At 39.1% G+C, this 16,479-nt stretch carries 10 protein-coding genes; 7 read left to right on the top strand and 3 right to left on the bottom strand.

Annotated elements, in window-relative coordinates; genetic code table 11:
- The first annotated feature begins 82 nt into the window (after positions 1-82).
- The 4 genes from I5J82_RS14425 (at position 83) to I5J82_RS14410 (ending at position 6,886) form a co-directional block, all read left to right on the top strand.
- Positions 83-1,759: a polysaccharide deacetylase family protein gene (locus I5J82_RS14425; protein ID WP_198768418.1), complete on the top strand. Its 1,677-nt coding sequence runs from the start codon at positions 83-85 to the stop codon at positions 1,757-1,759.
- A gap of 171 nt (positions 1,760-1,930) precedes the next feature.
- Positions 1,931-3,898 (top strand): LTA synthase family protein, encoded by a 1,968-nt coding sequence (locus I5J82_RS14420; protein WP_198768417.1) that lies wholly within the window; start codon positions 1,931-1,933, stop codon positions 3,896-3,898.
- A 261-nt stretch (positions 3,899-4,159) separates the two neighbouring features.
- On the top strand, positions 4,160-5,308 hold the full coding sequence (locus I5J82_RS14415; RefSeq protein WP_198768416.1) for an S-layer homology domain-containing protein: 1,149 nt from the start codon (positions 4,160-4,162) through the stop codon (positions 5,306-5,308).
- Between the two features lie 84 nt (positions 5,309-5,392).
- Positions 5,393-6,886 (top strand): stalk domain-containing protein, encoded by a 1,494-nt coding sequence (locus tag I5J82_RS14410; RefSeq protein ID WP_198768415.1) that lies wholly within the window; start codon positions 5,393-5,395, stop codon positions 6,884-6,886.
- A 266-nt stretch (positions 6,887-7,152) separates the two neighbouring features.
- On the opposite strand, the gene I5J82_RS14405 is transcribed toward I5J82_RS14410, so the two are convergent.
- On the bottom strand, positions 7,153-7,404 hold the full coding sequence (locus tag I5J82_RS14405) for a hypothetical protein (RefSeq protein WP_198768414.1): 252 nt from the start codon (positions 7,402-7,404) through the stop codon (positions 7,153-7,155).
- 144 nt (positions 7,405-7,548) lie between these two features.
- Here I5J82_RS14405 and I5J82_RS14400 point away from each other — a divergent pair, with 144 nt between their 5' ends.
- A complete protein-coding gene (locus I5J82_RS14400) occupies positions 7,549-9,381 on the top strand; it encodes an FAD-dependent oxidoreductase (protein ID WP_198768413.1) in 1,833 nt (610 codons plus the stop codon).
- Between the two features lie 45 nt (positions 9,382-9,426).
- Here I5J82_RS14400 and I5J82_RS14395 read toward each other — a convergent pair whose 3' ends face one another.
- Positions 9,427-9,984 (bottom strand): hypothetical protein, encoded by a 558-nt coding sequence (locus I5J82_RS14395; protein WP_198768412.1) that lies wholly within the window; start codon positions 9,982-9,984, stop codon positions 9,427-9,429.
- A 302-nt stretch (positions 9,985-10,286) separates the two neighbouring features.
- Between I5J82_RS14395 and I5J82_RS14390 the strand changes: the two genes are divergently transcribed.
- Together I5J82_RS14390 and I5J82_RS14385 are read left to right on the top strand one after the other, a co-directional pair.
- The gene (locus I5J82_RS14390) at positions 10,287-12,815 is read left to right on the top strand and encodes an S-layer homology domain-containing protein (protein ID WP_198768411.1); all 2,529 of its coding nucleotides are present in this window, start codon (positions 10,287-10,289) and stop codon (positions 12,813-12,815) included.
- Between the two features lie 256 nt (positions 12,816-13,071).
- The gene (locus I5J82_RS14385) at positions 13,072-15,237 is read left to right on the top strand and encodes a stalk domain-containing protein (RefSeq protein ID WP_198768410.1); all 2,166 of its coding nucleotides are present in this window, start codon (positions 13,072-13,074) and stop codon (positions 15,235-15,237) included.
- Positions 15,238-15,571: 334 nt separating this feature from the next.
- On the opposite strand, the gene I5J82_RS14380 is transcribed toward I5J82_RS14385, so the two are convergent.
- Positions 15,572-16,474, bottom strand: coding sequence for an accessory Sec system S-layer assembly protein (locus tag I5J82_RS14380; RefSeq protein ID WP_198768409.1), 903 nt, complete (start codon positions 16,472-16,474; stop codon positions 15,572-15,574).
- Positions 16,475-16,479 lie beyond the last annotated feature (5 nt).

Below are 16,479 nucleotides of genomic sequence, written 5' to 3'. Positions count from 1 at the left end.
TGATATTCGGTTGATATTAAGCAATCTTAATAGATATAAACTAGTGCAGTATACAAACTATTATGTTAGAAAGGTAACCGAAATGAATAAAATTCTTTTATGTATAATTGTTTGTTGCTTTATTTTGTTTAACTTAGGGTCAGTTCAAGCTGATGAAGTAGACAGAAAAGTTTTAATTATCTATTCAAGTCATTCAAACGATCTAAATCAAATAAAAATTTTAGAAACTTTAATTGGGCATTTTTCAACAAAGGTAACTGTTTTATCTCAAAATGAAATTAATAGTTTTTCTAATTTACAGGATTACTCCTATTTAATTTATTTTGGATTATCTAAACAGAAAATATCAAGTGAACTTACAATGTTTGTTGAAGAGTTTAAAGGAAATGTTATGGCAATAGGGGAGAATATTAACTATTTCCCTCGATTTTCCTTTGTACATGTTAAAGATGAAGTAATTATTAAATCCATATCAGTTAAAGTTAAAAAAATATCAAAAGAATTACCAGAGGAACGAATTATTAATCTTATTACTGCGAATAATCCTTCAATAAAAGTGCTTTTAGAAGGAACAACTAACAATAACGAAAAAGTTCCATTGCTTGTTTCAAGCTACAGAACATATTATTTTGCTTCTAAATCACTATATAACCCCATTGGTCTCTTTCTAGGAGAATCTCTATTCAACTTTTTTCAGGAAACTGCAATTCCACTAAATTTAAAGTATATCCGCTTAGAGGATATTCATCCAAAAACAGATCCTGAAAATTTAAAAAAATTCGCTGAGTATCTTTATAGTAAAAATATACCATATATGGTCGCTGTCATTCCTGTATATACAGAAGGAAGTGAGATAATACAGCTTTCTGAAAAACCTCGCTTGGTAAAAGTATTAAAATATATGCAGGATCATGGTGGTTCGATCATCCTACATGGATATAAACATCAATATAGAGATAGCGAAACAGGCGAAGGATTTGAATTTTGGGACGTAGAGAATGATCGCCCTATACTACAGAAGAAAAATGAAAAGCCAATGTTTGAAAAAGATTTTAATTCGTTACTGGAATTCAACAACTATATTCAGGAAAAGAAAGCTTTTGAAAAGAAATATATCGAGAAAGCGGTTGAACAAGGAGTACAAGAATTAGTCGCTCACAAATTATACCCTTTAGCCTTTGAAGCTCCGCATTATGCAATGTCGAAGGAAGGATATAAAATAATTGCAAATCATTTTTCAACTTATATAGGCCAGGTGCAAATTTCAAATACAACATGGAGAACAATCTATGCTCCACTTTATAAATCACAGCCAAAATTTTTAAAAGGGATGGTATTGTTACCTGAGACAATTGGGTTTGCTAAGGAAGAAGATCCAAATGCGATTATTAAAATGGAGGAAAAGGCAGAGTTTTATAGTTTATTTTCAAATGCCTATATTTCCGGATTCTATCATCCTTACTTAGGATTAAAGGATTTTAAAAAATTAATAACTTTCCTTGAAGATATTCCTAATACTAAGTGGTTAGATTTAAAGAGTATCAGTAATTCCGTTTCCGTAAAAGGAATTACTATAATGACTGAAAATAATAAAATTATAGTTGAAAAAGATTTGATTTCTAGCGATTATGAAAAAAATCTGCTTTTAATTCAGGTAATGAAATGGATAGCAATATTTATTATAGCAGTTGTTATTTGCTCAAGTATTATTAATGACCGAAAAAAAAGAGTAAAAATTACAGTAAGTACAACTAAATAAATTAGAATAGTATTTTCATGTTTTTCCTCATTCTATTCAATTTCCAGAGTTTACATTATTCTTCTTATTTAATAGAGTTCTTTACTAAAGGGCAATCATCAATCAGGGATGATTGCCCTTTTTTATATATAAATGTAAAATGATAGAGGTACTGAAAGGGGATACACGTGAATGATTTCTAAAGGTTTTAAGCGCTGGGGATGGGACTTCTTTTTTTATGGTGCCTTTCTGATCGCTGTCTTTCTTAAACTCTACTTATTTGCTGCTTTTTCTGATACCGTTTTTGCTCAAACGGGTCTTGTGGGCTATGTAAAAGAGAGCCTTAGTAAACTTTTAAATGAAGGAACAATCATTGGATTTTACGCGGGATTAACGTTAATTAGTGCGGGCGCGCTACTTGTTGTCTCGTTCTGGACGCTTTTCTTAAAACAAAGCAAACGCTGGATCAGCTTACTTATCCTGAATGGAATTCTCACTTTTTTAATAGTGGGAGACCTGATCTACTACAGATATTTCAATGACTTGTTATCGATGACGGTGTTGTCGCAAGCTAATCAAGTTGGGGCGATTTCTGGTAGTATCCTAGATTTATTTCAAGGAAAAGATCTTATTTTTATTGCAGACCTACTCGTGTTAATTCCACTGACGATCATTCTGATCAAGCGAGGAAACGGGCAGTTGAAAGCGCGTGCCGTAACACGTGGCGCTTTGGGATTGGCAGCACTCATCATCGGATACCTCTTTATCATGAGTCCGATCAATGAATATACGAAAAAGTACGGATCGGCTCTTTTTGCGAGCAACTGGTACAACATGGCGCTTTATAGCCAAACGGGTCTATTAGGATTCCATGGTTTTGATGTTTATCGTTTTGTGAACGAAACGGTCTTTCAACAAAAGAAGATTTCGGCGAAAGAGTCAGAAGAGATCGAAGACTGGTTCGCGAATCATCAAAAAGAAATGAGTAAGGAAACGCCGTTTTATGGTGTGGCAAAAGATAAGAACGTGATCATGATTCAACTGGAAGCATTCCAAAATTTTGTGATCAATCAAAAGATTAACGGTGAGGAAATTACGCCGAATATTAATAAACTGATCAATGACAGCATGTACTTCCCGAACTTCTCTCTTCAAACGGGGCAAGGGCGTACGTCGGATGCTGAGTTTCTAGCGAACGCATCGCTTCATCCGTTATATTCGGGATCTGTTTATGTGCGATATCCGAGTAACACGTTCGATGCGCTGCCTGGTATCTTAAAACAAAAAGGATACGAAACCGCGGCGTTTCATGCTTATAAGAAGAGCTTCTGGAACCGTTATGTGGTGTATGATAATTATGGATTTGACCACTTCTTTGGTGAAGGTGATTTTAAAGACGGGGAGATTGCAGGGTGGACACTCGGTGACAAACCGTTCATGCAGCAGTCTGTTGATGAGCTTCTAAAAATGAAGCAGCCGTTTTATGGATTTATGGTAGCCCTAACAAGTCACCATCCTTATAATATCCAGTCGAGTTACCGCAAACTGGACGTTGGAGAATATGAAGGGGACATTGTTGGAGACTATCTTCATTCTGTTCATTATGTAGATGAAGCGGTTGGTATGCTAGTTGAACGTCTTAAAAAGGAAAATCTGTGGGACGAGACCGTACTACTGCTTTATGGAGATCACGACTATGGCGTTGATAACAACGAAGCGATGATGAAAATTGCCGGAGAAGAGTATACGCCATACAACATTGAAAAGACGTTCCACGAAGTTCCGCTTGTGATGCACTTGCCGAACGACGAAGGAAAAGGTGTGTATGAAAGAACGGGTGGACAGCTTGATCTTTCGCCAACAATTCTTCATGCGTTAGGGATTCCGTTTAATGATCGTTTTATGATGGGTGGAAACTTATTTGATGAGCAGAACCAGTTGGTCGTTCAGCGAGACCTATCATTTACGAATGGGGACTACACCTACAAGTCATCGGTGGATGGTTTCTTTGATAAAGGTACATGCTTTGACGGTAAGACAGGAAAGATAACGGATATTAATTTGTGTAAACCTGCTTATGATCAAGCAAAGAAAGAAATATCCATATCAGACAAAGTTATTTTTAGTGATGTATTAGAAAATATAATGAAAAAGAATTAATGAGGAGGCTCATCCATTGTGATGAGTCTTTTTGTTTTTATAAAATAACTTAACATTGTGAAGTATTGGTTTTTGCTGCAAACAATGGAGATGCTGATAGCGAATATTGTCGAACGGTGTAATAATCTATAAAACCTGTTACCACAAGCGTTTTAACTAAAATTACTTTTGAAAAATAGTACAAATGACATAGGACAAAACGTTGTAAAAATTATAAAATTTTTCCGTAATGTATAATATTTTGAAACGAGGGGAACTTTTTTGAAAAAGTTTATTGGGGGATTAGTAAGTGCGGCGATCCTAGCTGGAACAATCGCTTCACCGGTTAAAGCAGAGTATAAAGATCCGTGGGATAACTATTATCCAGATGATACGTGGGATACATGGGCAGAGACAGAAATGCTTGATTTGTTACAAGCTGATATTTTACGTGGTCAAAAAGAATATAACCGCAAGCAAGGAATTGTTTACCTTTATTTAAAACCGAACAACACGATTTCACGTGCTGAATTTGTTGCGATGATCGTTCGTGCATTGGAGTTAGAAACAACAAAAACCGGAACAGCATTTACTGATACAAAAGGTCACTGGGCTCAAAACGATATCAACACGGCGAGTGCATTAGGAGTGGTTTCTGGAAAAACAGCAACAACTTTTGATCCGAACGGCAAGATCACTCGTGCTGAAATCTCATCGATCCTTGTTAGAGCATTCGATCCAACTGTGGACTTTACGAAAGGTACGGCAAAAACGTTTGCTGACTTAAAGAGCAACCACTGGGCGTATAATCATATTCGTCAAGCCAACCAAGTTGAAATTGTAGGTGGAACGTCTCCTACGCAAGTTTCTCCTGACACAAACGCAACACGTGCAGAAGCTGCAGTTATGATTCGCAGAGCGCTTTGGAAAGAAGAAGTAGGTCTTCCTCAAGCAGGAGCACTAACGACTCTAGTTCTACAGAACGAAAAAGATGGCATGGCAGCTTTTAATGAACAAGATCTCGATAAACTGACAATGCTAAACGACAAGAATCACTATGGCCTTGTTCATGCGATGATGGGTCAATTCCTTGGATTAGGATATGAAGAAGAGATTCCAGAAGATGAAGAGCCTGTAGAAGGAGAAGAAGAATTCTTCTATGAAGAAAAACAAGAGTTGATTAGTGAACCGAAGTTAACGCTTGTCTCTTCTTCAACTCGCTTTGCAAAAGTAAATGTAGAAAACTTTATCGTGAAGTATACGATCACTTATTATGATGAAGAGTTAAAGAAAAATGTGACAGATACTTATGAAGAGGATCTTTCTAGCATGTATCATCTGATCAAGCGTGATGATTCATGGAAAGTGTATTCTACAGACTACTTAACAGGTGTCCTTTATGACACTTATTTTGAAGAGGAACAAGAGTAAAATGATTCACAGCCTTGAGGTAAGCTCAAGGCTTTTTTCTAGTTCGGCAAAGGTTTATTAAAGATGATAGAAGGAGAATTTATAATGAGACTTAGAAATCAACTTATAAGTTTAGGTATCGGACTTTCACTTACGTTATCACCTTTAACATTTTCTGAAAAAGCGGATGCGAGTAGTTCCATTTCGTTATATATGAACGGAGCAAAGCAACAATACGACCAGCAGCCTATCATTAAAGAGAACCGTGCCCTTGTTCCAATCCGAGCAGTTTCAGAGGGCCTTGGAGCTACTGTTACGTATCAATCTTCTGACCAAACTGTACGAATTAAGAAGGATAGTATCAATATTTACTTGAAGATAGGCTCGAAAACGGCCTATATCAACGGAGTGAAAAGAATACTTGATGTGCCAGCTCAAGCGGTAAACAACCGGGTTGTAGTACCACTACGTTTTGTGGGAGAGACTTTGCACGCAAAGGTCGCTTACGATTCCAGAAATAAAAGCGTACATATAACAGGAGCTGATTTTACGAAGTTTGTAGAAACAAACCAAGAAAAGGTAGTAACAATCACAAAATTGAAGCATGGTTTGCCTTATATTAATAAAGGGGCTGGTGTTGTCGTTAGTCCAAGTCTCGTTTTGACAACACAAACTGCTGTAAACCAAGCTGAAGGAGCATACATTGAGACAGTGAAAGGAGAGAAGGTTCAGGTTGAAGGTATTGTAGATATGGACCTTATCGAAAATATAGCTCTTATAAAGTTAGCATCGCCATTAACGATCAAGCCTGTAAACGTTCATTTTTCTGGTGTTTCGAAAGGGCAAAAAGCTGTTGCGATTGATGCTTCTAAAGGAACTGAAGTAAAAGTAGATGGTTTTGAGAATCGATTGAGTGAGCAGCTTTATACGAAGACTCCATATGTAAACTCATTTATCGGTACACCACTTTTTAATTATGAAGGTGACGTGATCGGGTTATCCAGCGAGCTTGATTTAGACAATACGATCGAGTACTATGAATCAACTTCAAAAGTCGAGAAATGGAAGCAATACTTCTCAATGAATCACTCTGATATCAAGACGAGTGGATTTTTCCACAAGCTACCTTTGAATAAAATGAAGACGATTACGGATGTTTTGTTAGGAATGGATGATGTTGAAGTGCAATCACTTCAAAAAGGTGACATTTATGTGGATTCAAAGTTTCCGTACCTCAGCTACAAAAATGATGACACGATTGCACCTGGAGGATATGCAAGTTTTGAATTTTTCCGTAAAGAAAGGATGCTGAATCGAATTTCATATCAATACAGCTCTGAAAAAATGACACAAAAAGAAGCAACAACGTTGTTTAATGAGATGAAAGCACGCTTGGAGAAACTGCACGGTACACCTTATAAAATTGATCAGGACTGGAACGTCAATGAGGAGAATCAATACAGGGATCTTTATGTTCATTGGCTCCCTAAATTTAATGAGGAAAAGCCAGTTGTATGGTTATCTGTGGAAGAAGATACTCTCAATGAGGCTTATAGGTTTGAGCTGTATTATTACTATGGCGGTACGTATAGAAAGTAAGCTGGTGTTGTGAGGAAGCTAAACCACTTAAGGTGGTTTAGCTTTTTTTATTGACTAGGAGGTTGCTGGTTGGTGTCGAGGGGTGTCGACTCGCGAGTATATGACTACTTTTCGTGAGATTATGGAGTTTTTTCGTGAGAATATCAATATTTTCGTGAGATTATCTTCTGTTTCTGTGAAATTACCATCACAGAAACTACTCCACTGTTCATCTGCCCCTCTAACTACAGCGGACCACCCCCACAAAACCCCATACAAACACCTCATCACTTCAAATCATACTTGTTCCAGAAGTTATATGGCTCAATAGATGATGTAATTGGTACAAATCCATATCCTTTTGAAGTTAATTTCATTGAAAATGACTTTGAAAAATCAATAGTGTCTGTACAATCATCAACAAGATAACCGGTGCGTTGCTGGATAGAAATTCCATGATCCGCTTTAACAGGTTTAACAGATACAAATAGAAATAAAGCAAAGAAAAGAGTGGAAATAGTAAGAAATCTACTCTTCATGGTAACTTTCCTTTCCATATTGCTATGATTTGTTCATATTTTGTCTAAACTTGTAAATAGAGTTTTGCTAGAATAAGAGATGTACTTCTATACATATGAATGAGGCAGTCGTTAAGACTTGTCCGGAAAAAAGTAGGGATCATGTTGAAAAAATGGATAGCTGTAATATTGGTAATGGTACTAGCAGGAGGAGCAGCTACAGGCTATTATCTGTATAAGAATGATGATGTAGTTCGAATCGACGAGAACCTTCCACTCGATACGTATGATGTAATTGTGGTTGGAGGTGAACCTGAAAGTGTAGCAGCTGCTGTTGCGTCTGCAAGAGCAGGAGCGAAGACACTCATGTTAGTAGAACGTGATGGACTAGGTGGATTGTTTACATACGGGGAGTTGAACTTCTTAGATCTTGGGATAGATAAGGACAAAAAACCAGCCAACGCAGGAATATTTAAAGAATGGCATGAGATGGTAGATAAAGAAATTTCGTTTGATCTGGATAAAGCGGAGAAAGCTTTTGATGAACTGGTAAAGAACGAAGAGAATATTACGTTGAAGCTCGAGACAAAAGTGGAAAAAGTGGAACTTACTGAAGACGAGAATGCGATCAAGCAGATTCAGACAAAAGGCTCTGACGGTGTGATGCGTTATAAAGCGAAACGATACATTGATACGACGGCACATGCTGATTTTGCGGCACTTGCAAAAGTTCCATATTTTATAGGTCAAGAGGACATCGGGAAGAAAGAAACGAGTATGTCGGTCACGCTCATGATGCATTTTAAGAACGTGGACTGGAGCAAGGTATATAAAGTTGCGAAGGATGAGACGTTTGGGGAAGCAGTCGTTCAACCACGTACGGCATATGGCTTCTGGGGTGTTGTAGAAGCGTATAAGCCTGAAAGTGAACGGACTCGATTGCGCGGACTCAACATTGCTCGCGTAACGGACGGTGACATCTATATTAACGCTCTACAGATTTTTGGTGTAGATGGATTAGACGAGAAATCTAAAAAAGAAGCGATTGAGATTGGGAAAAAAGAAACAAAGCATGTATTGAAATTTTTACGAGAGAATTTCCCTGGTTTTGAAAATGCAGAGATTGCTGATTTTCCGGATGAACTGTATGTACGTGAAACGCGACACATTAAGGCAGAGTATCAGCTTCCTATCTCTGATGTTTGGGAATACAAAGATCATTGGGACTCGATTGCGTTTGGATCTTATCCCGTAGATGTGCAAGCGACAGAACCAGACGGAGAGGATTACATTATTCTAAACCCTAAGCAGTACGCGATTCCGTTTCGTTCTCTAGTTCCAAAAAAAATTGACAACTTACTAGTAGCGAGTAAAGCATCCGGCTTTTCGTCCTTAGCAGCGGGCAGTGCTCGAATCGTTCCTACAGGAATGTCAACTGCAGAGGCAGCAGGCATCGCTTCTGTTCTTTCTTATGAAAAAGAAGTGAATTTCCGTGAGATGTCAAAGGACAAGAAGCTCATTAAAAATCTTCAAAAAGAGTTAATCGCAAAGGATGCTCACTTATATCCTTTTAAACTGAACTATTTATATGAAGGAAAGTGGTATTATCCAGCGGTAAAAGATTTGTATACAAGAGGTCTTCTATTCGCAGGTTATGAAAATGACCTGAAGCCACAGGAACCATTTACAGAGGAGCAGTTTGTGTGGATGGTGAAGAATGGTGTTGAACGAACCGACCGAGAGCTATACAAAAAGATAGACTGGCCAGAAATCTCAGGTGATCAATCATTAACTCGTGACAAAGCAGCACGTTATATCTTCGAGTGGTTTATCAAGAGTGATAAGCAACACAATAATCCATGGGCAGCCGCTGCGAAAAAAGGCTACTTGAATGGTGAGGTATTTAAGCGTGTTGATGAGAACAGACCACTTCTTAAAGAAGAAGGATATTCACTTGTTTCTAGTATCCTCAAACAAGTAGAAAAGAAAAATAAATAAACAAAAGCTCCGCAGGACTTCGTCTTGCGGAGCTTTTTATGATGTTTAGGATTGCTCGATCAAGTGCCCCTTTCTACCTCTAAAGCGGTGAGTAACCCATTTTATGAAACGGATGTTTAAATATATTAAGAAAGCCGCCGATAAAAAGGTGAGGATTAATAGCAGGTTGGATAAGAATAAGTTCGTTTCTTCATATTTAAATGCTGGAGATAGTGATTCATAGAATACAAAGAAACTTGAATCTTTACGAATTAACGTTGAAATAATCAAAGTGACCGAAAGAAATATGCTAAGAAATGAAAGTACATTTAACAGAAACACCATGTTGTCCTTCAACCGGGTGCTGAACGATATGCTCCACTTCAGAACGGTTTTTATAAAGTAAAAGTTCATGTAAACAAACGCTAGTTCAAATGCTAACAACAATAGGGATACAATTGGAAATCCTGTTTGACCTGTTTCGGGATTAAAAGAAGCAAACATGAACCACATTGGAAAAACGGCGATTCCAACGAGCGATGTTTTTCCGATGCTATAAAATAAGATACCTAAAGAAACAAGTACACATACAATTGAGATTCCAAACAATACAATTCTTCTCATAACTAAACCTCTAATTCTACTAGTGATTTTTATCTTAGAATGAATGTCACGGCGATATAGTTCGGTCCGTGCTCCATTTATATCGGTAATTCTTCGTTCCGTATTTAGGTGTCCTCACTACTAAACTCATCAAAAACTACTATATGTAACTTCATATCCGAATTCTACATTAATTTTCCTAATAAAACAATTTTAGTTCTTTTTCACTATATTTTTACATAATCTTGCAATCTATTACATTTATTATAAAATAGTAAAGGTGTTGGAAAAAATTACATTAAAAGGTATGGGGGAAGAAGAGAATGCGGGGAAGATTTTTAAAGAGGAAAACGGGGGCTGTATTAGCGCTCTTATTAGCAGGACAGACTGCTTTCGGTGCTAGTTATACATACGCTTCAGAGTTTGTTAACTCAAAAACAGTGAAAGAGATCAAACTATCAAAAAGTGCAACTTTTAAAGAGATTACATATAAAAGTGCTTCTGCGAATCAAGATATTTTTATGCTTGAAACAAAATGGGGGCAGCCTCATACAACCGTAAAGGTAGGGGTGCCGAATCCGATCAGTTCGTTAATGACGGTTTCCAAAAGAGCAAAATTAGATAATCGTCCAGGCCATTATGTCGTTGGTGCTGTAAATGCTTCATTCTTTCGCTCAAACGATAAGTATGGATATGCACCCACTGGCGTTCTTTCACAAAACAATGAAATCGTAAACTATGGAGTTGTAACAGGAGATTCAACGTCACCAATGAATGTAGCAGTCGGATTCGGAATCGGTGCTGATGGAGAGCCGATCATTGACTATACACGTCCAAGTCTATCATTTTCATTTGGTGGAAAAACGTTGCCGTTATACAGCATGAACTCTGTGCGTGAATCAGAAGCAGGCATTCTTTATACAAAGGATAACAAGCTAGCGTCTTCGGGTACGAACGAATGGGGCACAGAAGTAATTATTACAAATACGTCAAAAGATCCTGCTGAGATTGGTTTCGGTGATACGATCACAGGAACGGTTTCAGAGATTACGAGATTAAGTCAAAAAGCTGACCGTTCCATTCCTAAAGGAGGAATGATCGTTTCGTTTGCAGGTGGCGATTTTTCTAAGCAATTAGCGGGCTTAAAACCAGGAGACAAGGTGTCCGTTTCAGCGAACATCGAGCAAAAATGGAAAGATGCCGAGTTTATTTTAGGCAGCGGGCCAATGCTTGTTCGTAACGGAAAAGTCGAAATCTCAATGTCTAGTAATGACTATCTTGTAAAAGACAGAGCTCCACGTACGGTTGTAGCGTACGATAAAGATAATAAAAAGCTTTTCTTTATCGTTAATGATGGGCGTTCTTCAGCTAGTAAAGGCTCCAGTCTTCCAGCCATGGCAAACTATTTGATCTCGCTTGGTGCAGATTATGCGATGAACCTAGATGGAGGTGGATCATCAGCGATGGTTGCACGTCCGTACGGAGCTTATGAACCGGTATTAATGAATACACCATCAGATGGAGTGGAGCGAGCAGTTTCTTCTATTCTGGAAGTTGTTAATACAGCACCAGCAGGGAATACAGCAATGCTTGTTTTAGGCGAAGCGCCAGCACTTGAAGTAGGAATGAGTGGCGCTGTTCCGTTAAAATACGCGCTAGACGAGAACTATAACCGTCTCAACCTAACATCATCACAGTTAAACTGGACGGTTGAAGGTGGAGTAGGAATCATGCAAGGAAACGTCTTTTATGCGAAAAAAGAAGGAAAAGGTGCACTTGTCGCTACTCATGGTGGAGCTGTAGCAAGGATTCCCGTTACAGTTACAAATTCAGTTCCATCCCATACAAAAGTGTTGCCACTCGATTCATTTAACTCGCTAGCTAATTGGAGCACGATTGGAGCACGTTCGAAAGTAACACTATCTGGAGATTCCTATTTAGCAAGAGAAGGATCTGCAGCGAAAGTTAGCTATGATTTTACAAATAGCGGTGGAGAAACAGCAGCTGCGTATCTAGATGCTAAACAAGCGATACCTGTAAAAGGCAATCCTCATTCACTTGGAGTATGGGTGCATAATGATGGATCTGGTCACTGGCTTCGCGGTCAGATTGTCGATGCTGCAGGAAAAGCTCAAACGATTGATTTTACAGAGCAAGGTGGAATGACGTGGAAGGGTTGGAAATATGCTGACGTTAAGCTCAGTTCCGATCTTGCGTATCCGATAAAAGTGAAACAGCTATATTTTGCTGAGACAAATGCAGCTAAGCATAACAAAGGAACGATCTATTTTGATAAGCTGCAAGCGGTTTATGATGCCGGTTATGCTGAGCCACTCTTTACTGATCTCGAAAAAGCGTCTTGGGCAAAGGAGTCGATCTTAAAATTAACGGGCCAGAACATTATCAGCGGTTATCCGAATGGAAAATTTGGTCCTAATGACAAGATTACTCGTCTTCAAGCAGCAACAATGATTTCAAAACAGATGGGGCTTGAAACTAAAAATGTCGTTAACCCAGGCTTTAAAGATGTTTCACCAAGTACTTATGGATATGGAACCATTGCAGCTGTAGCAAAGGTTGGCGCGATGTCAGGATTCCCTGATGGCCGTTTTGGACCAGACGAGACCTTAAGTCGTGGTGAAATGGCGTCCATTATCCAACGAGCTTATGAGTTAAAAGGACAAACATCAAAATCGTTTACAGATGTTAAACAAAGCTTCTGGGCATACGGTTCAATTCAGACTGTATTAGCTAATGGAATAACGAGTGGGTATGAAGATGGTACGTTCCGTCCGCTTAATCCGATTACTCGTGCTGAATTTTCATCCATGTTAGATCGTTATATCAATTAATTTTTATAATCTTTTAAAAACATGCTAAACATTATCTAAATATAGCCGATAAAAGAAGTACTAAGTTACACATCCTACAAGAACCTGTCTATTTTAGGCAGGTTTTTGTCGTTATTTGAAGAATTTTATAAAGTAGCCAAAATATAGATGCTTTGTAACAATAGTTTAACAAAAGATAAGTCTATTTCACTTTGACTGCATTTCATAATACTTATAATCTACTAAAGTAGTTTATTTTTGGAAGGGGAGAATATTTTTGGGGAAGCGACAACTTCATAGTTTTATGGCTCTTTGTCTGATCGTCTCTTTGTTTTCGACGTTTAGTTTTACGGGAAACCAAACGGTGGAAGCAGCACACGATCTTGTAAATCCAAATCAATTTTATACATATGATGAGATGATTACAGACATGAAAGAACTGGCGGCGCACTATCCAGGCTTAGTCAGCTATAAAGAGATTGGACGCAGTGAATATAATCGTCCGATCTATGCGATCAAACTAGGAAAAGGCAATGCGAATGTTCTTATTAATGGTTCACATCATGCCCGTGAATGGATCTCTACGAATCTATCCATGGATATGATTGACGAATATGCTAGTGCATATACGAACGGTGATTCTTTAGGAAAGTATAACGTTCGTGATGTGTTAAACAAAACAACGATGTGGTTTGTGCCGATGGTAAATCCGGACGGTGTTACGCTGCAACAGTACGGATTGACGAAATTTCCGTCTGCAGATCAGTTTAAACTCATCAACATGAACGAAGGCAGCACAGATTTTAAACGTTGGAAAGCAAACGCTCGTGGTGTAGATCTTAACCGACAATATGCTGCAGATTGGGCGAACATCAAGAACAATAAACCAGGTCCATCCTGGAGCAATTACAAAGGTACTGCGCCTGTTAACCAAGCAGAATCAAGAGTGATGGTGAATTTCACCGCACAGGTTAATCCTGAGATGGCCATCGCCTATCATACGAGTGGCGAGATCCTGTATTGGAACTTTCATCAAACAGGAAGCTGGTATAACCGAGACCACGCCTACGCAAAAGCGATCGGAAATATGACAGGATACAGCCTGATCTATCCTGGAACAAATCCTTCGGGTGGAGGATACACAGACTGGTTCATTATTAAATACAAGCGTCCAGGATTCACACCTGAACTTGGAAACTATGCTGGCAATACGCATGTTCCCGTTTCAGAGTATCCAGCGATCTGGTCGCAGAATAAATATGTTGGGCTTTATGTAGCGCAAGAGGGCTATAAACTGTATGTGAACAGTCCACGTTACGAGCCTGAACAGAAAATTACCGTAAAAGTGAATGGCGAGCTTTTCAGCTATGATGAAGATGCATTTGCAAAAGACGGCCGCACGTATGTACCACTTCGTGGAATCTTTGAAAAGTTAGAAGCAACAGTTAATTACGATGTCTCAACTGGTGTGATAAAAGCAAGCAGATGGGACAGAACGGTAACCTTTAAGCTTGGCTCAAAAACGGCGACCGTCGTTTCGGCTAGTGGCACATCGACTGTAACGTTTGATGCTGCACCTCAAGTGATCGACAACCGAACGATGGTACCGCTTCGCTTTATTGCGAACGCCCTTGGAGCTGAAACAAAGTGGGATAACGCAACCTATACAGCTTCAATCACAGATCGTTACGTAATGGATGCGAACGTAAAAAATCCGAAACCAGTTGCCGTGACAATTGATGGGGTAAAGCAAAACTTTGATCCTGCAGCACATATTTATGGATATGACACAGTATACTTACCGCTTCGTGATCTTTTAACAGCAATGGGTGCAACGGTTACATTTGCTAACAATATTGTTACCGCAGAAAAAGACGGAATGAAAATGGTCATCAACTTAAAAGAACGCACTATTTCTGTAAATGGTAAATACATTTTCATGAGCGAGCCAGTAGTCGTTGATCAAAATACAACGATGCTGCCGATCCGTATTATTTCTGAAGCATTTGGCTTCAATGTCGTATGGTCTCAGAGTGAATGGACGGTCCATGTTTCAAATGCGGCCGCTGCGGTTGAACAGCCAGCAGAGGAAGCTCCAGCTGTAGAAACGGAAGCTGTAAATGTGGAAGAGCAGCAGCCTGAAGCAGAAGGAACAGCTCCTGCTGATCCGGATGTGGATGGAGAAACAGCACCGGGTGAGGAGACTGCTCCGGTTGAGGAAACAACGCCAGATGAAGGCACTTTACCAGGTGGAGAGCCGACTCATGAAGAAGAGGGAGCAACCGGTGAGGAAACTCCAGCAGTTGAGCAGGGTTCATCTACGGAAGAGACTACTGAAGATCACGCTGTAGAAGAAAGTTCAGTAAAAGAATCGGAAAATGGTCAGATTGAATCTCAATCTGTTCAGAATTTAGAAGAAACACCCGTGAATGAAGAAAAATAAGTGGAGAAAAACCATACCTATTGATTTAGGTATGGTTTTGTTCGTTAAAAGGAGGGCGCGGAGTTCAGTTTGTAACTTTAAGTTGAAACAATTTCGCGAAAATGGGCGATAATCTCGCGAAAATGGTTGATAATCTCACGAATTTTATCTGTAATTTCACGAATTTGCACAATATACTCGCGAGTCGACATCCCACGACAAATTTCGCAAACCCTCATCCCACCACGAACCCCTCACCACCCACTCAAATCAACCCACACCAACAAAAAAACCAACCCCACAAGAACTTATTATAAAATAAGTCCTCATGAAGTTGGCTTCATATGCTATTCTTTTAAGAATGTTGTTGCGGTGGATAAGCTTTCCACACAGATAGGTCTACATTTTCCTTCAACACGAGGTCGCTAGGGAAGATAAATGTCCATGGCTTGCTCGTGTTTGCCTTCACTTCTAAATCATCCAGCGTAAATCCGCCTTTTGCGATGACTTCTTCAGAGGCATCTGTTACTTCTAAAGGCAGCTGCTGCAACTGAATATTTTTATCCGAGCCATTTCGAATGAGCATCGTCACATGCAAATTGCCTTCGGAAGTTTGCTTCGCCTGAAGTCCCATAAAGTTCACTTCACCAGGTTTCGGTGCTTGAATTTCAGCGACCAGCTGGTGCAAGCGAGCTTTGTCCTCTTCAGGAAGGCTGTTCGCCCAGCTCTCCTCTAAATCTAGTTCATGTCTTCGTGCCGTCTTTAATTCAAAAGCAAGTTTCCAGCCGGTTTTAGGGAACTCCTCAACAGTAGCCAATTCATCTCCACTGAACGTGAAAACCCATGGCGTACTGCTTTTCGCTGGTATCTCGCCAACCTCAGCAAAGTTGAACACTTTACGACCCAACATCTCATCCTCTACACCTAAAAGTAGTAGAGGAATCTCTTGTAGTTGAATCGCCTTATCCAAACTGTTGCGAATGAAGGCTGTAACCGTCACATCTCCACCATCCTGTTTTAAATCGATCCCAGAAAGTGATACCTGGTTAGGTTTAAGTGGAGTCAGATCAAGATTTAAGAATTGATATACATATTTTAATTCCTGTGTTGGCATATAGGCAGGAGAGTAGTGAAGTGATGTTTCCACTTCTTCCTCAGCAGAAAGATTAGCACTCGTTTCATTTAATAATTCTTCAGAGGACACCGTTGTGTCTTCTCCAGTCTTGTTTAAGTTTTTCTTTTTAAAAAGAGAAAGCATGATGA

Origin of the sequence: Fictibacillus halophilus, assembly GCF_016401385.1 — a bacterium.
GTDB lineage: Bacteria > Bacillota > Bacilli > Bacillales > Fictibacillaceae > Fictibacillus > Fictibacillus halophilus.
The sequence above is the reverse complement of the archived record's forward strand: the minus strand, read 5'-3'. Positions and strand labels throughout refer to the sequence as shown.